Annotated in this window: 17 protein-coding genes; 4 read left to right on the forward strand and 13 right to left on the reverse strand. The window is 69.5% G+C overall.

Features of this window, described 5'->3' with window-relative positions; genetic code table 11:
* Positions 1–51 precede the first annotated feature (51 nt).
* From ACZYZ9_RS14635 to mqo, 8 genes are all read right to left on the reverse strand, one after another.
* The gene (locus ACZYZ9_RS14635; protein ID WP_463826974.1) at positions 52–1,800 is read right to left on the reverse strand and encodes a proline--tRNA ligase; all 1,749 of its coding nucleotides are present in this window, start codon (positions 1,798–1,800) and stop codon (positions 52–54) included.
* 1,136 nt (positions 1,801–2,936) lie between these two features.
* On the reverse strand, positions 2,937–4,529 hold the full coding sequence (locus tag ACZYZ9_RS14640; RefSeq protein ID WP_463826975.1) for an MFS transporter: 1,593 nt from the start codon (positions 4,527–4,529) through the stop codon (positions 2,937–2,939).
* 22 nt (positions 4,530–4,551) lie between these two features.
* Positions 4,552–5,760, reverse strand: coding sequence for a uroporphyrinogen-III C-methyltransferase (gene cobA, locus ACZYZ9_RS14645; RefSeq protein WP_463826976.1), 1,209 nt, complete (start codon positions 5,758–5,760; stop codon positions 4,552–4,554).
* Entirely contained in the window at positions 5,757–7,154 is a 1,398-nt protein-coding gene (locus ACZYZ9_RS14650) for a cobyrinate a,c-diamide synthase (protein ID WP_463826977.1), read from the reverse strand. Before ACZYZ9_RS14650 ends, cobA begins: the two co-directional genes overlap by 4 nt.
* Positions 7,148–7,762: a cob(I)yrinic acid a,c-diamide adenosyltransferase gene (gene cobO, locus ACZYZ9_RS14655; protein WP_463826978.1), complete on the reverse strand. Its 615-nt coding sequence runs from the start codon at positions 7,760–7,762 to the stop codon at positions 7,148–7,150. Before cobO ends, ACZYZ9_RS14650 begins: the two co-directional genes overlap by 7 nt.
* Before the next feature lies 1 nt (position 7,763).
* Positions 7,764–9,593 carry a magnesium chelatase subunit D family protein gene (locus ACZYZ9_RS14660; protein ID WP_463826979.1) on the reverse strand — a complete coding sequence of 610 codons (1,830 nt, stop codon included), beginning with the start codon at positions 9,591–9,593 and terminating at the stop codon, positions 7,764–7,766.
* A complete protein-coding gene (locus ACZYZ9_RS14665) occupies positions 9,590–10,066 on the reverse strand; it encodes a GNAT family N-acetyltransferase (RefSeq protein ID WP_463826980.1) in 477 nt (158 codons plus the stop codon). The genes ACZYZ9_RS14660 and ACZYZ9_RS14665 overlap by 4 nt, the downstream gene beginning before the upstream one ends.
* 7 nt (positions 10,067–10,073) lie before the next feature.
* Positions 10,074–11,555, reverse strand: a complete 1,482-nt coding sequence (mqo, locus tag ACZYZ9_RS14670) for a malate dehydrogenase (quinone) (RefSeq protein ID WP_463826981.1) — start codon at positions 11,553–11,555, stop codon at positions 10,074–10,076.
* 130 nt (positions 11,556–11,685) lie between these two features.
* Between mqo and ACZYZ9_RS14675 the strand changes: the two genes are divergently transcribed.
* From ACZYZ9_RS14675 to ACZYZ9_RS14690, 4 genes are all read left to right on the forward strand, one after another.
* Positions 11,686–12,672, forward strand: a complete 987-nt coding sequence (locus ACZYZ9_RS14675; protein WP_463826982.1) for an alpha/beta hydrolase — start codon at positions 11,686–11,688, stop codon at positions 12,670–12,672.
* Between the two features lie 7 nt (positions 12,673–12,679).
* Complete coding sequence (gene mtr, locus ACZYZ9_RS14680) at positions 12,680–14,059, forward strand: mycothione reductase (RefSeq protein ID WP_463826983.1); 1,380 nt, start codon at positions 12,680–12,682, stop codon at positions 14,057–14,059.
* A 39-nt stretch (positions 14,060–14,098) separates the two neighbouring features.
* On the forward strand, positions 14,099–15,229 hold the full coding sequence (locus tag ACZYZ9_RS14685; protein WP_463826984.1) for an alkaline phosphatase family protein: 1,131 nt from the start codon (positions 14,099–14,101) through the stop codon (positions 15,227–15,229).
* Between the two features lie 83 nt (positions 15,230–15,312).
* Positions 15,313–16,248 (forward strand): PPE family protein, encoded by a 936-nt coding sequence (locus ACZYZ9_RS14690; RefSeq protein ID WP_463826985.1) that lies wholly within the window; start codon positions 15,313–15,315, stop codon positions 16,246–16,248.
* Position 16,249: 1 nt separating this feature from the next.
* Here the strand turns inward: ACZYZ9_RS14690 and ACZYZ9_RS14695 are convergent, their stop codons facing one another.
* From ACZYZ9_RS14695 to ACZYZ9_RS14715, 5 genes are read right to left on the reverse strand one after another with little or no spacing between them, the layout of a single operon-like run.
* A complete protein-coding gene (locus ACZYZ9_RS14695; protein WP_463826986.1) occupies positions 16,250–17,026 on the reverse strand; it encodes a 3-oxoacyl-ACP reductase in 777 nt (258 codons plus the stop codon).
* The gene (locus ACZYZ9_RS14700) at positions 17,023–18,390 is read right to left on the reverse strand and encodes an aldehyde dehydrogenase family protein (protein ID WP_463826987.1); all 1,368 of its coding nucleotides are present in this window, start codon (positions 18,388–18,390) and stop codon (positions 17,023–17,025) included. Before ACZYZ9_RS14700 ends, ACZYZ9_RS14695 begins: the two co-directional genes overlap by 4 nt.
* Entirely contained in the window at positions 18,387–19,127 is a 741-nt protein-coding gene (locus ACZYZ9_RS14705) for a gamma-glutamyl-gamma-aminobutyrate hydrolase family protein (protein ID WP_463826988.1), read from the reverse strand. The genes ACZYZ9_RS14700 and ACZYZ9_RS14705 overlap by 4 nt, the downstream gene beginning before the upstream one ends.
* Positions 19,108–20,463, reverse strand: coding sequence for a glutamine synthetase family protein (locus ACZYZ9_RS14710; protein WP_463826989.1), 1,356 nt, complete (start codon positions 20,461–20,463; stop codon positions 19,108–19,110). Before ACZYZ9_RS14710 ends, ACZYZ9_RS14705 begins: the two co-directional genes overlap by 20 nt.
* 26 nt (positions 20,464–20,489) lie before the next feature.
* Entirely contained in the window at positions 20,490–21,038 is a 549-nt protein-coding gene (locus ACZYZ9_RS14715) for an alpha/beta hydrolase (RefSeq protein ID WP_463827175.1), read from the reverse strand.
* Positions 21,039–21,076: the final 38 nt, after the last annotated feature.

Here is a 21,076-nt window from a genome sequence, read left to right on the forward strand (position 1 = left end):
CTCTGCGGCCACGGCGCAGTCGTGCGGGTGATGGGCGCCCGCAGCGCAGAGTCAATGACGTGTGATGGCTGCTACCAGGTCGGTGGCGAGGCTGTCGCCGACGGCCAACTCCGATTTCTCTCCGGTGAACCGATCACGCAGTTCCACCCGCCCGTCGGCCCAGCCCCGGCCCACCACGACGATCCAGGGCACGCCGAGCAATTCGGCGTCCTTGAATTTCACCCCGGGCGAGGCCTGGCGATCGTCGAGCAGCACCTCGACGCCCACCTTGTCCAGATCGGCGGCCAGTTTGGTGGCTCCCAGCCGGGCCTCGGGGTCCTTGTTGGCGATCACCAGGTGCACGCCGAACGGCGCTATCGACGCCGGCCAGCGCAGCCCGAACTCGTCGTGGTGTTGTTCGGCGACGACGGCGACCAGGCGAGACACCCCGACGCCGTAGGAACCCATGGTCAGCCGCACCGGCTTGCCGTCCTCGCCGAGCACGTCGGCGGTGAACGCGTCGGTGTATTTGCGGCCCAGCTGGAAGATGTGCCCGATCTCGATGCCGCGCGCCATCACCAGCGGGCCCGCCCCGTCCGGGGAGGGATCGCCTTCGCGTACCTCGGCGGCCTCGATGGTGCCGTCGGCGGTGAAGTCGCGGCCGGCCACCAGGCCGACCACGTGGCGTCCGGGCTCGTCGGCCCCGGTGATCCAGCTGGTGCCGTCCACCACCCGCGGGTCCACCAGATATCGAACACCGTTGTCCTGCAAGGCTTTCGGCCCGATATACCCCTTCACCAGGAAGGGGTGCCGGGCGAAGTCGGCGTCGCCGAGCAACGCGTACTCGGCGGGGTCCAGGACTGCGGCCAGCCGCTTGTCGTCTACTTCGCGATCCCCGGGCACGCCCACGGCCAGCAACTCCCAGTCGCCACCGGGCTGGCGGACCTTGATCAGGACGTTCTTGAGGGTGTCGGCGGCGGTGACGGGGCGGTCCAGGGCGGCGTTCGCCCAGTCGACCAGGGTGGCGATGGTCGGGGTGTCGCCGGTGTCGTAGACCTGCGCGGGAGGCAGGTCGCTGGTGGGTTTCGATTCGGGGCGCGCGGTGACGACGGCTTCCACGTTGGCCGCGTAGCCCGATTCCAGGCAACGCACGAAGGTGTCCTCACCGATCGGGCTCTCGGCCAGAAACTCTTCGGAGGCACTGCCCCCCATCGCGCCGGAAACCGCCGACACGATCACGTATCGCACCTGCAGGCGCGCGAACATGCGCTGGTAGGCCTCGCGATGGGCGTGATAGGAGGTCTTGAGCCCGGCCGCGTCGACATCGAAGGAATAGGAGTCCTTCATCACGAATTCGCGGCCACGCAGGATCCCGGCGCGGGGTCGCGCCTCGTCGCGGAACTTCGTCTGAATTTGATACAGCGTCAGCGGGAAGTCCTTATAGGAGCTGTACTCCCCTTTGACGGTGAGGGTGAACAGTTCCTCGTGCGTCGGCCCCAGCAGGTAGTCGTTGTCGCGGCGGTCTTTGAGCCGGAAGACGCTGTCGCCGTACTCGGTCCAGCGGTTGGTGGTCTCGTAGGGCGCGCGCGGCAGCAGCGCGGGGAACAGGATCTCCTGTCCACCGATGGCGTTCATCTCCTCGCGCACGACGCGTTCGACGTTGCGCAGCACCCGCAGGCCCAGTGGGAGCCAGCTGTACAGCCCGGGCGCGATGGGCCGCACGTAGCCGGCGCGGATCAGCAGCTTATGGCTGGGCACTTCGGCGTCGGCGGGGTCGTCGCGCAGGGTGCGCAGGAACAGCTCGGACATCCGGGTGATCACAGGCGGCAGCCTAGCCTGCGGCCCGGTGCGTCGGGCGTCACGTGGGCGAGCGGGGTATTGGTGCGTCGAGCGTCACGCCAGTGCGACGGCGGGTCCGCAGTGCGTCGAACGTCACGCCAGCGTGACGGCGGGTCCTCGCCGCGTCGAGCGTCACGCCAGCGTGACGGCGGGTCCTCGCCGCGTCGAGCGTCACGCCAGCGCGACCGCGGCGCCTCGGCGCGTCGAACGTCACGCCAGCGCGACGCTCACCTGCCATCGCCACTCTGGCGTGACGCTCGGCGACATGCGCGGCTGGGCGAGCGTGGGACTTGGCGACGCGTGGAGGCTTAGCGAGGCCCGCGACTCGGCGAAGGTGGGGTCTCGGCGCATCGAACGCCACGCCAGCGCGACGCTCACCTGCCATCGCCACTCTGGCGTGACGCTCGGCGAAAAGCGCGGCTGGGCGAGCGTGGGACTTGGCGACGCGTGGGGACTTAGCAAGGCCGCGGCTCGGCGAAGGTGGGGTCTCGGCGCATCGAACGTCACGCCAGCGCGACGCTCATCTGCCATCGCCACTCTGGCGTGACGCTCGGCGAAAAGCGCGGCTGGGCGAGCGTGGGGGCTTGGCGACGCGTGGGGACTTAGCAAGGCCGCGGCTCGGCGAAGGTGGGGTCTCGGCGCGCCGAACGTCACGCCAGCGCGACGCTCACCTGCCATCGCCACTCTGGCGTGACGCTCGGCGAAAAGCGCGGCTGGGCGAGCGTGGGGCTTGGCGACGCGTGGAGGCTTAGCGAGGCCCGCGGCTCGGCGAAGGTGGGGTCTCGGCGCGTCGAACGTCACGCCAGCGCGACGCTCACCTGCCATCGCCACTCTGGCGTGACGCCCGGCGAAAAGCGCGGCTGGGCGAGCGTGGGACTTGGCGACGCGTGGCGGCTTGGCGAAGGCTGTGGCTCGGCGAAGGTGGGGTCTCGGTGCGTCGAGCGTCACGCCAGCGCGACGCTCGCGTGCCATTGCCACGCTGGCGTGACGCTCGGCGACGCGTGGGGGTAGCGGCGAATGCGGGCTCGGCGACGCGTGGGGGTAGCGGCGAATGCGGGCTCGGCGACGCGAAGGGCGCGGCGACGCGAAGGGCGCGGCGACGCGAAGGGCGCGGCGGGCTACAGCTCGCCCGCGTCCAGCGCTTCCTTGACCTCCTGCGCGTGCGCGACCTGCTCCGGCGTGTAACCGATGAACAGCGCCGCACACCCCACGATGACGGCCGTGCCGGCCACCCACAGCAACCCGTAGGTGTAGCCCTTGTCGAGGGCATGCAGCTGCAGTTCGTTCATGAACTTCACCGGCCCGGTGGTGCCGCCGTTGTAGAGCGTGCGCGAGGTGATCACGGCCTGGATGACCGCCAGCACCAACGGCCCGCCCAGGCTCTGCAGCATCAGCGTCATCGCCGAGACCGGACCGATCTGGTCGAACCCGACGCCGGCGATCGCCGAGAGCGTCAGCGGAACGACGACCATCCCGATCCCGATGCCGCCGACGACGATGGGCAACACCAGGTTGGGGAAGTAGGGAGCGCCGCGGTGCATGCACAGGGAGCCGTAGATCATGGCGCCCAGCAACAGCCAGCCACCGCCGATGGTCAGCACCCGCGGCGAGAACCGGGACACCAGCTGTGAGGAGATGCCCAGGCCGATCCCCATCGCAATGACGAACGGGATGAACCCGATGCCGGCGCGTAGCGCGCTGTAGCCCAGGATGTCCTGCACGTACAGGCCGATCGACACGGTCAGGCTGAACATGACGCCACCGGCCAGGAAGATCGCGCCGAAGGTGACCAGCCGGTTGCGGTCACGGAACAGCTCGAACGGAATCACCGGGTTCTCCGCGGTGCGCTCCACGATGACGAAGGCGATCGCGGCGGCCAGTGCCACCACGCCCGAACCGATGGTGGTCACCGAGATCCAGCCCTTTTCCGGCCCGATCGAGAAGGCGAAGACGGCCGCGGTGCAGGCCAGGGTGGCCAGCATCGCACCTGCGGCATCCAACTTCATCCGCTCGCGGTTGGTTTCCCGCAGCGCGGTGCGGGCCAGGTAGATCATCACCAGCCCGATCGGCACGTTCACCAGGAACGCCAGCCGCCAGGAGTACTCGGTCAGGAACCCGCCGACCACCAGACCCATCACCGAACCGATCGCGGTCATCGCGGCGAACACGGCGGTCGCGGCGTTACGCGCCGGCCCCTTCGGGAAGGTCGTCGCCACCAGCGCCAAACCGGTCGGCGATGCGATCGCCGAACCAATGCCCTGCGAGAGCCGCGCAATGACCAGGGTCACTTCATCCCATGCGACCGCGCACAGCACCGAGGAGATGGTGAACAGGGCGACGCCGACGATGAACGTGCGCTTGCGCCCGATGGTGTCGCCGAGGCGCCCGCCGAGCAGCATCAGTCCGCCGAAGGTCAGCACGTAGGCGGTGATCACCCAGCTGCGGCCCGCATCGGACAGGCTGAGCTCGTCCTGAATCTTAGGAAGCGCGACGATGGCAACGGTGCTGTCCATGGTGGCCAACAGCTGCATCCCACCGATCGCGATGACCGCGGCGATGAACCGGTAGGAAGGCAGCCAGGTCGGGTAATACCTGCTCAGGCGCTGCAAGGTGGTCTCCACCGAATCCGTGGGACGCTCCTGTGCCGAACTTTGCGAGCGTCCATCTGTCCAAGTATGGACAACCCGCTCTGAGTCGTTGAGAGCCGTCATAGCAGGTTACCTTACAGTAATCTTAAGAATCGTCTAAAGCCCCGAGGCCCGCGACGGGTCCGATCACGATGATTGCGGGTGGTCGGATCCCCTCCGCACGGACCTTCTCCGGGGTCTCCGCGAGGGTGGCCCGCAACGTCTGTTGCGCCGCCGTCGTGCCGTGCTGGACCACCAACACGGGAGTATCCGCAGGTCGGCCGCCTTCCAGCAGCGCGGCCGCGAAGAGTTCGATGCGTTCGACCGCCATCAGCAAAACAATCGTGCCCGTCATTGCTGCCAATGCATCCCAATTCACTAACGATTCGGGATGGTCGGGCGCCAGATGGCCGCTGACCACCACAAACTCGTGATTTGTGGCCCGATGAGTGACCGGAACGCCCGCCATGGCAGGTACAGCTATGGCACTGGTCACACCCGGCACCACAGTCACCGGAATCCCCGCTTCGGCGCACGCCAGCACTTCCTCATAACCCCGTGCGAACACGAACGGATCACCGCCCTTGAGCCGGACCACGAACTTGCCGGCCCGGGCCCGTTCGATCAGCACGGCGTTGATCGCGTCCTGGGCCATGGCGCGCCCGTACGGGATCTTGGCCGCGTCGATCACCTCCACGTGCGGGGCCAACTCGGCGAGCAACTCCGGCGGCGCGAGCCGATCGGTCACCACGACGTCGGCCTGGGCCAGCAGGCGGCGGCCGCGCACCGTGATCAGCTCGGGATCGCCGGGTCCGCCGCCGACCAGTGCCACACTTCCGCGCACCGCGTCCTCGCTGTCGGCGAGGATGACGCCCTGCTGCAACGCCTCGCGGATCGCCGACCGGATTGCCGCCGAACGGCGGTGCTCGCCACCGGCCAGCACGCCTACCGACAGGCCCGCGTATTCGAACGACGCCGGGGTGACCGCGGTGCCCTCGACGGCGATGTCCGCGCGGACACAGAAGATGCGGCGACGTTCCGCTTCGGTGACGACGGCCGCGTTCACCTGCGGATCGTCGGTGGCCGCGATGGCATACCAGGCGTCGTGCAGGTCACCGTCGCGGTATTCCCGCAACGTCAGCGTGATCCCGTCCATCGCCTCGACGGACTGGGTGGCGCTGCGGGAGACGACGTGCACGTCGGCGCCGCTGGCGATGAGCAGTGGTAGCCGTCGTTGCGCCACGCTGCCCCCGCCGACCACGACGACCTTCCTGCCGGTCAGTCGCAGTCCCACCAGGTAGGGGCTCTCGGTCACCGGGCAAGCCTAGTGGCGGGTGTGGCGGCGGTGCAGGCCGTGGCGTGCGCGACGAAGCGCGCCACCGCCCGGGGCGTCGCGGCGGCGTGGGTGTGCAGATACGAGGCGTGCACACCGCCGTGCACTGCGCCTTCGCGCGCCCCGCCGGCCCCCGGGTAGGCCCAGGCGGGCTGGTAGTCGTCGCTGAAAGCGATTGTGGTCCGGTGGAATTCGTGTCCGGACACCCGCTCCCCGGTCGCGTACACCGACGAATCGGCCAGCGCGACGGCGTCGCGGTAGGCCAGGGTGAGGTGCTGGGCGAAGCGCGCCGAGCCGGCCAGTACCCCGCACATCGGGTGTCCGTCGACGTCGGAGACCAGATAGATCAGTCCCGCGCATTCGGCATGCACCGGAGCGCCGGAAGCGGCCAGTTCGCGGATCTGCCGGCGCACCTCGTCGTTCGCGGACAACTCGGCGGCGAACTGCTCGGGGAACCCGCCCGGCAACAACACGGCGGTCGTCCCCGCGGGCAGGGTTTCACTGAGCGGGTCGAACTCGGCGACCTGCGCACCGGTGGCCTGCAGCAGTTCGGCGTGTTCGGCGTAGCCGAAGCTGAACGCCTTTCCCGCAGCCACCGCGATCACCGCGTCGCGGGCGCCTGCGACCGGCCCGACGGCGACCGCCGGATCCCACGCCGCGTCGTCGACCCGTCCCCCGGCGGCCGCCACCACGGCGGCCAGATCGACATGACGGGCCACCAGATCCGTCATCGCCGCCACCGCCGACCGGGCGTGCCGACCGTATTCAACGGCAGTCACCAAACCCAGATACCTGGTCGGCAGCTCCAATTCGGCGACGCGGGGAATCACACCCAGCACTGGCACGCCGGCCTGCTCGCACGCCTGCCGCAGCACCTGTTCGTGCCGGGCCGAACCGACGCGGTTGAGGATGACGCCGCGGACCCGGGTCTGGGGGTCGAACGTGGAAAAACCGTGCAGCAGCGCGGCGATGCTGTGGCTCTGGCCTCGTGCATCGACCACCAGGATCACCGGCGCGCCCAGCAGGGCGCCGACGTGCGCGGTGGACCCCACCGCCGGGCCGGTCACGGTCGCCCCGATCCGCCCGTCGAACAGACCCATCACTCCTTCGATCACCGCGATGTCGGCGCCCGCGGTGCCGTGCCGAAACAGCGGGCCGATCAACGACTCCCCCACCAGCACCGGGTCCAGGTTGCGGCCGGGACGGCCCGCGGCCAGCGCGTGATAGCCGGGGTCGATGAAGTCCGGGCCCACCTTGAACGGTGCCACCCGGTGCCCGGCCCGAACCAGGGCACCGATCAAACCCGTTGCGACCGTGGTCTTTCCGCTGCCGGAGGCGGGCGCAGCGATGATGACGGCGGGCGCGGGGGCTACCACTCGATTCCCTTCTGGCCCTTGCGCCCGGCGTCCATCGGGTGCTTGACCTTGGTCATCTCGGTCACCAGGTCGGCAGCCTCGATCAGCCGCGGCGGGGCGTCGCGGCCGGTGATCACCACGTGCTGGTGGCCGGGTCGAGCCGTGAGCGCCTCCAGCACGTCATCGAGGTCGAGCCAACCCCATTTCAAGGGGTAGGTGAACTCGTCGAGGACGTAGAAGTCGTGCCGCTGGGTGGCCAGGCGCTGCTTGATCTCGGTCCAACCGTCCGCGGCCGCCGCCGCATGGTCGACGTCGCTGCCCGATTTGCGGGTCCAGGACCAGCCCGAGCCCATCTTGTGCCACTCGACCGCGCCACCGACGCCGTGATCGTCGTGCAGCTCGCCGAGTCGCCGGAACACCGACTCCTCGCCCACTTTCCATTTCGCGCTTTTGACGAACTGGAACACCCCGATGCCGAGCCCGACATTCCAGGCCCGCAACGCCATTCCGAACGCGGCCGTCGACTTACCCTTGCCGTCGCCGGTGTGCACGGCCAGTACCGGGGTGTTGCGGCGCGCCCGGGTGGTCAGGCCGTCGTCGGGAACTTCGGTCGGAATGCCCTGCGGCATATCAGGCCACGCTACGAACGGCGTGGGTGAGGTGGTCGGCGTGCAGCTGTTCGAGCCGCAGCACCGGCGCGCCCAACTGGGTGGCGAGCTGACCGGCCAGACCCAGCCGCACATAGGACGTCTCGCAGTCCACCACCACCGCGGCCACATCCTCGGCGACCAGGCGGGCTGCGGCAATTTTACTGCGGCCCAACGGGTCTGGGCCGGAGGTCGCGCGTCCGTCGGTCAGCACCACCAGCAGCGGCCGCCGGCCCCGGTCGCGCACCCGCTCGCGCAGCACCAGCTCACGCGCGGCCAGCAGACCCTCGGCCAGCGGCGTCCTGCCACCGGTGTCGAAGCGGGCCAGTCGACGGCCGGCGATGTGCGCCGACGAGGTCGGCGGCAGCAACACGGTAGCGGCCTGCTGCCGGAACGTGATGACGGCGACCTTGTCGCGACGCTGATAGGCATCGCGCAGGAGCGAGAGGGTGGCGCCACTGACCGCCGCCATCCGGTCGCGCGCGGCCATCGACCCGGACGCGTCGACGACGAAGATCACCAGGTTGCCTTCCCGGCCCTCGCGGACGGCACGGCGGATGTCGTCGGGCCGCAACCGCAACCGCCCGCCGGCCGATGCCTGCTCGGCCGCCGACAGCAGGCTGGCGAACAGGTGCAGACCGTGGGCGTCGGGGTCGGCCGGTGGTGCGGCGGCCACCACGCTGCCGGCGGCGTTGCGCGCGCGGGACCGTCGGCCGGGGGCCCCGGCACCGACGCCGGGCACGGTCAGTGCCCGGGCGCGGAAGACCTTCGCCGGCGGGGCGCTGGGCCGTGGCGGTGCGGGGTTCGAATTCGGTTGTGGTGTATCGCTCTTGGGTGTGACGCCGCCGCCCGATGGATCGGGATCCGGGTCCGGTTCGCCGTCCTGGGATTGCGCGGCCTGGGCCAGCGCTTCGTCCAGTTGGTCTTCGTCGATGCCGTGCTCGTCGAACGGGTCACGCCGGCGCCGATGCGGCAGGGCCAGCTGCGCCGCCACCCGGATGTCCTCTTCCTCCACGGTGTGAGCCCCGCGCCAGGCCGCGTGCGCGACGGCGGTCCGGGCCACCACCAGATCCGCGCGCATGCCGTCGACGTCGAACGCCGCGCACAGCGCCGCGATGCGCCGCAACTCGTTGTCCGGCAACACCACATCGTCGACCAACGCGCGGGCCGCGGAGATGCGCGCGGCCAGCTCGGCATCGGCGGGCGCGTAACGCTGCGCGAAGCCCTCCGGGTCGGCCTCGTAGGCCATTCGTTGGCGGATCACCTCCACCCGTACGTCGACGTCGCGGGACGCCTGGACATCCACGGTGAGTCCGAACCGGTCCAGCAACTGCGGACGCAGCTCGCCCTCTTCGGGATTCATCGTCCCGATCAGCACGAAGCGGGCGTCGTGGGAGTGGGAGATGCCGTCGCGTTCGATGTGCACCCGTCCCATCGCCGCGGCGTCGAGCAGGATGTCGACAAGATGGTCGTGCAGCAGGTTCACCTCGTCGACGTAGAGCACCCCGCCATCGGCGCGGGCCAGCAGTCCCGGCGAGAACGCGTGCTCGCCGTCGCGCAACACCCGTTGCAGGTCCAGCGAGCCCACCACCCGGTCTTCGGTTGCGCCCAAAGGCATTTCGACCAGGCCGGCACCTTCGGCACCCGTCGCCGCCGACAGCAGCGCGGCCAGTCCGCGCACCGCCGTCGACTTCGCGGTGCCCTTCTCACCCCGGATCAGGGCACCGCCGATCTCCGGGCGTACCGCACACAACAGCAGCGCGAGCCGCAGCTGGTCGTGTCCGACGATGGCGCTGAACGGGTAGGCCTTCATCGCTGAGCTCCCGCGCCGGGTCCTGAACCGGGCCTGAGCATCGGCACGTGCGGAATGCCGCCGTCGATGAAATCATCGCCGTCCCGGACGAACCCGTGTTGGGCCCACATGTCGACCAGGTAGGTCTGCGCGTCGATCCGGCACGGAAAGTCACCCACCTCAGCCAGCGCGGCGCGCAGCAACCGGGTGGTGTGGCCCTGACCGCGGGCGCTGCGCTTGGTGCACAACCGGCCGAGCCGGAAGGCCTTCTCTCCGCCGGGGTGTTCCTCCATCAGCCGCAACGTGCAGATCACCTCTCCCTGCGGGGATTCCAGCCAGAAGTGCCGGGTCTCGGCGAGCAGGTCGCGCCCGTCGAGCTCCGGGTAGGGCCACGCCTGCTCGACCACGAAAACCTCCACCCGCAGTTTGAGCAGCTCGTAAAGAGTCTGCGCGTCAAGATCTTTGGACCACATCCGGCGCAATGCTTCACTCATCGGCGGCTCACGCGGCGTCCAACTGCAGAGCCCGGGAGGTCCAGGACCGCAACTCCTCGTACAACACCGGTTCGTCGGACAACGTGGCCCCCAGCGACGGCACCATCTCTTTGAGCTGGGGCAACCACGACTGATACCGGCCGGCGAAACAGGTTTGCAGAACTTCCAGCATGATCGGCACCGCGGTCGAGGCACCCGGCGAGCCGCCGAGCAGGCCGATGATGCTGCCGTCGGCGTCACCGACCAGCGAGGTGCCGAACTCCAGCACCCCGCGCCCGCGACGGCCCCGCCGGATCACCTGGACCCGCTGTCCCGCCACCGTCATTTCCCAGTCGGAATCCGTTGCGGCGGGTACGAATTGGCGTAACACGCGGACCCGCTCGGGTTCGGACAGCCGCAACTGGCCGAGCAGATAGGCGAGCATGGTCGTCTGCGTGGCGCCGACACCGAGCATCGGCACCAGATTCCCCAGCCGGATCGACCGGGCCAGGTCACTGAAGTGCCCGTGTTTCAGGAACTTCGGCGACCAAGCGGCGTACGGCCCGAACACCAGCCACGGCTTGCCGTGCACGAAACGCAGATCCAGGTGCAGCGCGCCGAGCGGCGGGGCGCCCGGCGACGGCACGCCGTACACCTTGGCGCGGTGCCCGGCGGTCAGCGCCGGGTTGGTACAGCGCAGGAAGCGGCCGCCGATCGGGAACCCGGCGAGGCCCCGGATCTGCCTGATGCCCGATTTCTGCAACAACGGCAGCGCGTCGCCACCGGCGCCGACGAACACGAACTTGGCGGTGAGCTGGCGCCTTTTGCCGGTGCGGCGGTTCGCGACCGTGATGGTCCAGCCGCCGTCGGACCGGCGGGACAGGTTGAGCACCTGATGACCGAACCACGCCGTGGCGCCGCCGCGCACGCAGTAACCGACGAGCTGGCGGGACAACTCGCCGAAGTCCACGTCGGTGCCGTCGGCGGACCAGTTGAGCGCCACGGGCTCGGTGAAGTCGCGTCGGGCGGACATCAACGGCAGCCGGCGCGCGAATTCGTCCGGGTCGAGAATCAATTCGGTGGCGGCGAACAGTGGGTTGGACGCCAGCGCGTCACGGCGGCGCCGCAGATACTCGACACCGTCGGCGCCGCGGACGTAACTCACGTGCGGGACGGCGTTAAGGAAGTCGCGGACGTCGGTCAGCATGCCGTTTTCCACGGCGTACGCCCAGAACTGGCGGGTGACCTGAAACTGCTCGTTGACCAGCACCGCTTTGCTGATGTCGATCGTGCCGTCGGGCCGCTGCGGGGTGTAGTTCATCTCACACAACCCGGCGTGGCCGGTGCCGGCGTTGTTCCACGGACTGCTGCTTTCGGCGCCGACGCCGTCGAGTCGCTCGATCACCGTGATCGACCAGTCCGGCTCCAGCCGGCGCAGCAGCGCCCCCAGCGTCGCGCTCATGATCCCGGCGCCCACCAGCACGACGTCGGTTCTGGTTCGCTGTGACACCGGCTGATGATCCTTCCCTGGGTATGCCGGTCCCAGGTTATCCCGATGGGTCCGGGCCCAACGACCCAAGCGCCCGACGGCCCGGCACCTTTGTGAGCACCACCGGGACACCTTCTTTAAGCTGGCCATCGTGACTGGCTGGGTGCCCGATGTGTTACCCGGCTACTGGCAGCACTCGATCCCGCTGGGGGCCGATCCCGACGGCGAGGGTGACATCGTCGCGACCCTGGTCCGACGCGGGCCGCCGGCGGCTACCGAGCACGCGGTGCTGGCCGTCCACGGCTACACCGACTACTTCTTCCAGACCGCCCTGGCCGACCATTTCGCCGAGCGCGGCTTCGGGTTCTACGCGCTGGACCTGCGCAAGTGCGGCCGGTCGCGGCAGCCCGGGCAGACCCCGCACTTCACCACCAGCCTGGCCCGCTACGACACCGAGCTTCGCCGCGCGGTGACCCTGATCCGCGCTGAGTCCGGCAATCCCACCGTGGTGATGTACGGGCATTCCGCGGGCGGGCTCATCGTGTCCCTGTGGCTGGACCGCCTGCGGCGCCGGAACGCGACCGGGTCCGCCGGCATCGGGGGCCTGGTGCTCAACAGCCCCTTCCTCGATCTGCACGGGCCGGCCTACCTCCGACTCGGCGTCACGTCGGCGACCATTGCGGCGCTGTCGCGGGTGCGGGGCAAGGCGATCGCGCGGGCCGGCGGTGCCGGCGGCTACGGCTCCAGCCTGCACCGCGACTACCACGGCGAGTTCGACTACGACCTGCGGTGGAAGCCCTTGGGCGGCTTCCCCATCACCTTCGGCTGGCTGCATGCCGTGCGCAGCGGCCAGGCCCGCCTGCACCGGGGACTCGACGTCGGGGTGCCCAACCTGATCCTGCGCTCGGATCACACCGTGCCCGAAGACGCCGGCCCGCAGGCGCTGCAGTGCGGTGACGCGGTGCTCGACGTCCGCCAGATCGCCCGCTGGGCCGGCTGTATCGGCAACCGCAGCAGCATCGTTCCGGTTCCCGACGCCAAACACGACGTCTTCTTGTCGCTGGAGCAACCACGCCGGTTGGCCTACCGCCATCTCGACCGGTGGCTGGACGATTATCTCTGCACACGGAAAGGCTGACCGCTGAATGGAAACCTACGATCTCGCAATCATCGGAACCGGTTCGGGCAACTCCATTCTCGACGAGCGTTACGCCGACAAGCGGGTGGCGATCTGTGAGCAGGGCACCTTCGGCGGCACCTGTCTGAACGTGGGTTGCATTCCGACCAAGATGTTCGTCTACGCCGCCGAGGTCGCCGAGGCGGTACGCGGGGCGGCGAAGTTCGGCATCGACGCGCACCTGGACGGGGTGCGCTGGGATGACATCGTCTCCCGTGTGTTCGGCCGCATCGATCCGATCGCGAACAGCGGCGAAGACTATCGGCGTTCGCTGCCCAACGTCGAGGTGTACGGCCACCACACCCGTTTCGGGCCGGCCCAGGACGACGGCCGCTACCTGCTGCGCACCGAGGCCGGCGACGAGTTCACCGCCGAGCAGGTGGTGATCGCGGCGGGTTCGCGACCAGTGGTCCCGCCGGCGATCCAGAACAGCGGTGTGACCTACCACACCAGCGACACCGTGATGCGCATCCCCACTCTGCCGCAGCACCTGGTGATCGTCGGAAGTGGTTACGTGGCAGCGGAATTCGCGCACATTTTCGCCAGCCTGGGTAGCCGGGTCACCATCGTGATGCGCGGCGGCACCATGCTCAAGCACTGTGACGACGCGATCCGCGAACAGTTCACCCGGATCGCGTCCGCCAAATGGGAGCTGCGGGCGCGGCGCAACGTCGTCGACGCCGAGAACCGGGACTCGGGCATCACCGTCAAACTCGACGACGGGTCCAGCATCGAGGCCGACACACTGCTGGTGGCCACCGGCCGGATCTCCAACGCCGATCTGCTGGACGCCGAACAGGTGGGTGTCGATGTCGAACTGGGCAGAATCGTGGTGGACTGTTTCCAAAGAACCTCTGCGCGTGGGGTTCACGCCCTCGGTGACGTCTCATCGCCCCATCAGCTCAAACACGTCGCCAACCACGAGGCCCGGGTGGTGGCGCACAATCTGCTCACCGACTGGGACGACACCGAGTCGATGGCCGTCACCGACCACCGATTCGTTCCGTCCGCCGTATTCACCGACCCGCAGTTGGCCAGCGTCGGACTGACCGAAAACCAGGCACTGGCAGAGGGATACGACATTTCCGTCAAGATTCAGGAGTACGGCGACGTCGCCTACGGCTGGGCGATGGAAGACACCACCAGCATCGTCAAGCTGATCGCCGAACGCGGCACCGGCAAGTTGCTGGGCGCGCACTTCATGGGCTACCAGGCCTCGGCACTGATCCAGCCGTTGATCCAGGGCATGAGCTTCGGTCTCACCGCTGCCCAGATGGCCCGCGGTCAGTACTGGATCCACCCGGCGTTGCCCGAAGTGGTCGAGAACGCGCTGCTGGGCCTGGCGTGAATCAGCCTGGCCCGCTCGCAGCCGTGCCACACTGACCGCGTGCCCGGCTCGATCTGCGATGTGCTGCCCAGCGTGGCGGCACTGTTCGGGGTGCCGGACGGGGTCGACGTACTCGGGCTGGCGGATTCGGTCGGCGGCACCGACCGCGTCTGCATCGTGTTGGTCGACGGGATGGGCTGGGAGTTGCTGGCCGACCTGGCCGCGGACGCGCCGCTGCTGGCCTCGGTGCTCGCCGGCGGCACCGGACGGCTGCGCCGCCTGGACTGCACCTTTCCGTCCACCACCCCGGCCAGCCTGGTGTCACTGGGCACCGGAGCCCCGCCCGGCCAGCACGGGGTGCTGGGCTTCACGGTCAACGTGCCCGGCACCGAGCAGGTGCTCAATCACATCCGCTGGCGCGACGACCCACCGCACGCCCAGTGGCAGCCGTTGCCGACGTGGTTCCAGCGGCTGTCCCGCGCCGGGGTCGGCACGCGCGCGGTGCTGCCGGAGTGGTTCCGCGGCAGCGGACTGACCGAGGCGGCGTATCGCGGTGCCACGTTCGTCCCGGCGCGTTCCGGTGCGGACTACGCAGCCACGCTGGCAGCGGAGGTACGCGCGGCGCCCGGCCTGATCTACGGCTACACCGCCGACCTGGACACCGCCGCCCACGTGTTCGGCATCGGCTCACCAGCCTGGCACGAAGCGGCGAGCGGGGTCGACGCCCTGCTGCGCAGCGTGGCCGAGGCGCTGCCGGCGAACGCCGTGCTGCTGGTCACCGCCGACCACGGCGGTCTCAACGTGCCCACGGACGCCCGCATCGACATGGACGCCGACCCGCGGCTCACGGCGGGTGTGCGGGTGGTGGCGGGCGAACCGCGGGTGCGCTACCTGCACACCGAACCCGGCGCCGCCGACGACGTGGTGGCCACCTGGACCGAGCTGCTCGCCGGCCGCGCGCAGGTCCGCACCCGGGCCCAGGCCGTCGCATCGGGCGTCTTCGGGCCGGTCCGCCCCGACCACCTGCCCCGGATCGGCGATGTCGTGGTCACCTGCACCGGCGAGGCGGCAATCCTGGCGACCGGCCACGAACCGCCGGAGTCGGCCCGTCTCGTCGGCTTTCACGGCGCGGCGACCGCCGCGGAACGGGCAATTCCGCTGATCGAAATTCGGAGCGAACTCAAATGTTGAGTCAGGTGGCTGACACCACCGGCTCGGGATAGGTTGAGAGCGTGGATCTGCTGGTCGCGGGCCACGGCTGAGGAGATGTAGCGATGGATTACGGCTGCCTGGCACCGGAGATCAACTCGGCGCGAATGTATGCCGGTCCCGGCGCGGGATCGTTGCTGGCGGCCGCGACAGCCTGGAACCAGTTGGCCGACGGGCTGGATGAAGCGGCAGCCGACTTCCGGAGCGTGACCACCCGGCTCAACGGCGGGTGGCAGGGTCACGCCGCCATCGCGATGACCCAGGCCGCCGCGCCCTACCTGGGCTGGCTGGGCGCCGCCGCCGCCAAAGGCCGGCAGACGGCCGCACATGCCGCGGCAGCCGCGAGTGCTTACGAAGAAGCGCATGCAGCGGTGGTGCCTCCTGCCGTCGTCGCCGCCAACCGGTCCCGGCGCACCTCGATGGCCAGCACCAATTCGCTGGGCCAGGACAGCGAGTCGATCGCCACCGTCGACGCCGACTACGAACAGATGTGGGCCCGGGACGTCGAAGCCATGTACAGCTACGCCGACGCGGCTGCCGCGGCCTCCCGGGTGACGCCGTTCACCTCGGCGCCGCTGGCCGTCGACCTGCCGGTGCTCGCCAGGTCGGGCGAGGTCAGCGACCCCGACGTGATCGCGGCCGGATCGCAACTGATCTCCAGCCTTCCGCAGGCACTGCAGGCGCTCGCGTCGTCGCCGTCGGCCGCCTTCGATGCCGCGCTGATGTCGATGTCCTCCTCGCTGGTGCGGCTGGGTTCGTTGGCCGCGCCGGTGAAATTCCCGATGCAGCTGCTGAATTTCCTGGGCCGCGGACCCCGGCGGGCGGCGGCTTCGGTGACGGCACGCTGGGGCGGTGGGGCGCGTATAGGTCGATTGTCGGTGCCGCCGGCCTGGAGCGACATCGAACCGCCCAGCCCGGTCAGCGTGGACTTCCGCGCCTCTGCCCGCCGGATGCGGATGATCGGCGGGCGGGCCGTCTGCGCGCGGCTGATCTGCTCCTGACTCAGAGCGGGGTCACGTAGGCCGAGCTGATGCCGCCGTCGACCAGGAACGTCGACGCGGTGATGAACGACGCGTCGTCACTGGCCAAAAACGCCACCGCGGCGGCGATCTCGTCCGGATCGGCGAACCGGCCCAGCGGCACGTGCACCAGCCGGCGCGCCGCCCGCTCCGGGTCTTTGGCGAAAAGTTCCTGCAGCAGCGGTGTATTCACCGGACCCGGGCACAGCGCGTTGACGCGGATGCCCTGCCGGGCGAACTGCACACCGAGTTCGCGTGACATGGCCAGCACGCCCCCCTTGGAGGCGGTGTAGGAGATCTGTGACGTCGCCGAACCCAGCACTGCGACAAAGGATGCCGTGTTGATGATCGCACCCCTGCCGGCCGGCACCATGTGCCGCAACGCCGCCCGGCAGCACAGGTACACCGACTTCAGGTTGACGTCCTGCACGTGCTGCCAGGCCGCCAGTTCGGTGTGCTCGATCAGATCGTCCTCCGGCGGTGAGATACCGGCGTTGTTGAACGCGATGTCGACCCCACCGCAGGTGTGGGCGGCGGCGTCGAACAGCTTGTTCACCGACTCCTCGTCGGAAACGTCGACGTGCACATACAGACCGGACAGTTGCTCGGCGGCCGCGCCGCCGGCCTCGCCGTCGATGTCGGCGATGACGATGGTGGCACCCTCGGCGTGCATGCGGCGGGCGGTGGCCAAACCGATGCCGCTGCCGCCGCCGGTGATGACGGCCACCCGCCCGGCCAGCCGTTGCGTCAGGTTGATCACGGACTCTCCTTGATCGCGATGAAGACGTTCTTGGTCTCGGTGAAGTGCAGCGGCGCATCGGGTCCGAGCTCGCGGCCCAGCCCCGACTGCTTGAATCCGCCGAACGGGGTGCTGTAACGGACCGAGGAATGCGAATTCACCGACAGGTTGCCGGACTCGACCGCGCGGGACACCCGCAGCGCCCGGGACAGATCGTCGGTCCAGATCGACCCGGACAGACCGTATTCGGTGTCGTTGGCCAGCTCGACGGCGTCCGCCTCGTCGTCGAAGGCCAGCACCGTGACCACCGGTCCGAAGATCTCGTCGGTGACGCTGCGGTCACCGCGTTGCGGGGTGAGAACCGTTGGTGGGAACCAGAATCCGGGGCCGGCCGGGGCGACGCCCTGAAACGCGACCGGGGCACCGTCGGGCACGTAGGAGGCCACCCTGGCGCGGTGCGCCGCCGATACCAGCGGGCCCATCTCGGTGTCGCGCTGGGCGGGATCGCCGACCACCACGGCTTTGACGGCCGGCTCCAGCAGTTCCATGAACCGCTCATAGACGTTGCGCTGCACCAGGATTCGGCTGCGGGCGCAGCAATCCTGTCCAGCGTTGTCGAACACCCCGGCCGGTGCGGTCGCGGCCGCACGCTCCAGATCGCAGTCGTCGAAGACGATGTTGGCGCTCTTGCCGCCCAGTTCCAGCGTCACCCGTTTGACCGCCGCTGCCGCGCCGGCCATCACCTTCTTGCCGACGTCGGTGGACCCGGTGAACACCACTTTGCGGATGTCGGGGTGGGTGACGAACCGCTCCCCCACCACCGCACCCTGGCCGGGCAACACCTGCAGCAGGTCCGGGTCCAATCCGGCCGCGGCGGCCAGCTCACCGATTCGCATGGTGCTCAGCGGCGTCCATTCGGCAGGCTTGACCAGTACCGCATTGCCCGCCGCCAGAGCGGGCGCGATGGCCCAGGTCGCGATCACCATCGGGAAGTTCCACGGGGTGATCACCCCGACCACGCCCATCGGTTCGTGGAAGGTGACGTCGATGCCGCCCGCCACCGGAATCTGCTTGCCGCACAGTCGTTCCGGGCTGCCGGCGTAATACTGCAGCACATCGCGGACGTTGCCGGCCTCCCATTCGGCCGAGGTGATCGGGTGTCCGGAGTTGGCCACTTCCAGCGCGGCCAGTTCGTCGAGGTGGGCGTTGACGGCGGCGGCGAACGCCCGCAGGCCGGCGGCGCGGTCGGCCGGCGCGAGCCTGGCCCACCGTTTCTGGGCCGCCCGGGCGCGGCCCACCGCGTCGTCGACGGCCGCCGCGTCGGCGTGCTCCACCGAGCGCAGCACTGCCGCGGTGGCGGGGTTGAGCAGCTGTACCGCAGTCACCGGCGCGTCCTTGCCGCGTCGACCAACGCAGTGAACAGCCGCAGGTCGTCCAGCGACTTCTCCGGGTGCCATTGCACCGCAAGGCAGAACGTGTCACCGGGCAGCTCCACGGACTCGACCACCCCGTCGGCGTCCCAGGCACCGACCACGAGTCCGTCGCCCACCTTGTCGATGGCCTGGTGGTGATAGCACGGCACGTCGGTGGACTCACCCAGCAACGCCGCCACCCGGGTGCCCGCCACCGTGCGCACCGGCAGCCTGCTGAACACCCCGTCGCCGGCCCGGTGCCCGGAGTGGCCGAGCACCTCGGGCAGATGCTGGTGCAGGGTGCCGCCGAAGGCGACGTTGAGGATCTGCGCGCCCCGGCAGATACCCAGCACCGGCAGCCGCCGGTCCAGCGCGGCCCGCAGCAACGCGAACTCCCAGGCGTCCCGGTCGGTGCGCGGCGCATCGGTGGTGGGGTGCGGCTGTTGGCCGTAGCAGGCAGGGTCCAGGTCGTACCCCCCGGTGATTACCAGCGCACCCAGGCGGTCGAGCAGCGCATCGACGGTGTCGGGCGCCACCGGCTGCGGCGGCAGCAGGACCGGGACGCCACCGGCGAGCGCCACGCCCTCGAAGTAGTCGGCGGGCAGGTAGGCGGCCGGGATGTCCCAGACCCCGGTGCGGACCTGCTCCCGATACATGGTGAGCCCGACGACCGGAGCTCGCGCGCTGTCCCTAGAGCCGTTCAAAGCCACGAATCCTCTCCCAGTCGGTGACCGCCGCGTTGAACGCCGCCTGTTCCACGTGCGCGTTGTTGAGGTAGTGGGCGACCACCTCGTCGCCGAACGCCGCACGGGCACGTGACGAGGCCCCGAATGCCGCGGCCGCCTCGGTGAGCGTGCCGGGCAGTCGCTCCACATCCTGGGCCTCGTAAGCATTCCCGAGGTACGGCTCGCCGAGCTCGAGACCCTGCTCGATACCGTACAACCCGCCCGCGACGAGCGCCGCCACGGCGAGGTACTGGTTGACGTCGCCGCCGGGAACCCGGCACTCGACGCGGATACTCGGTCCGTGCCCGACCACCCGCAGCGCGCAGGTGCGGTTGTCCAGGCCCCAGGCCACCGCGGTGGGCGCGAAGCTGCCGTCGGCAAAACGCTTGTAGGAGTTGATGTTCGGCGCATAAAACAGCGTGAACTCCCGCACGGTGGCCAGCAGCCCGGCGATGAAGCTCCGGAAGGTGGTCGACATACCCTGTGGCGCATCGGGATCGGAGAAAACCGAGCCCTCGGTGTCGCGCAGCGAGACATGGATATGGCAGCTGTTGCCTTCGCGCGCATCGTATTTCGCCATGAACGTCAGGCTCTTGCCGTGCCGGTCGGCGATCTCTTTGGCACCGTTCCTGTACACCGCGTGGTTGTCACAGGTGACCAGCGCCTGGTCGTAGCGGAAGCCGATCTCCTGCTGGCCGGCATTGCATTCGCCTTTGCTGGCCTCCACCCGCAGCCCCGCGCCCTGCATGCCCAGCCGGATATCGCGCAGCAGCGGCTCCATCCGCGTGGACGCCGCGATCGCGTAGTCGATGTTGTAGTCGCTGGCCGGGGTCAGGTCACGGTAACCGCCGGCCCAGGCCTGCCGGTAGGACTGGTCGAAGACGATGAATTCCAGCTCGGTGGCGACGTCGGCGACCAGCCCACGCTCGCCCAGCCGATCGAGTTGGCGGCGCAGCACCGCCCGCGGCGACACCGCGACCGGACTGCCGTCGGCCCAGGACAGGTCGGCCAGGACCAACGCTGTGCCCGGCAGCCACGGCACACGGCGCAGCGTGCTCAGGTCCGGTGTCATCGTCATGTCGCCGTAGCCGGTCTCCCAGCTCGACATCGCATACCCGGCAACGGTGTTCATGTCGACGTCGACGGCCAGCAGATAGCTGCAACACTCGGCGCCGTGCCCGGCCACCTCGTCGACGAAGAACCGGCCCGCCACCCGCTTGCCGACCAGCCGGCCCTGCATGTCGGTGAACGCCACGATGACGGTGTCGATGTCACCGGCAGCGACCAGCCGTTCCAGGTCAGCCTCGGAGAACCCAGTCATGCTCGTCAGTCAACCACCTGGAAACCTCACCAACCGCTGGTACGCAGGATGATCTCGGTGGCCAGCTGCGCGGTCGTCTCGTGCGCGCTGCGCCGCCCGAGCATCTCCACCACCCGGTAGTCACCGAAGACGAAGCGCTGGCTGTCCCGGGCGGCGTCGCGCACGGTCGGCACGCTCACCAACACGGTGGTGGCGATTTCCACCGGCGGGCACGTGTCGTCGGGCCCCTCGCCGCCGTTGATCCGCGGATGTGGCCGGTCGATCGCGACCAGTCCGGCGAAGCGACCCAACTTGGTGGCGGCCAGCACCCACGCCAACTCCGCGCCGCTGCGATCGCCGACCACCACCGCCCAGCCGATCCCGAGCGAATCGAGGATGCCGATCACCGACTTCGGGGTCAGGCGCGGGTCGGCGCCGATCACGACGGTGCGCAGCGAGGCGTTGTGCAGTCGCTCGCAGAGGGGGTCGTAGGCGGCGGGGGCGCGTTGCTCGGCGGCCAGCACCACCACGACAGTGCCCTTCTCCGGGCCGGACACGCCCACCGGGACCGGGAAGCCGTCGTGCGTGGTCATCATCGTCGGGGGCACCACCGCAAATTACCGGAAATCGCCGC

It is taken from the genome of Mycobacterium sp. IDUB_28 (assembly GCF_055419285.1).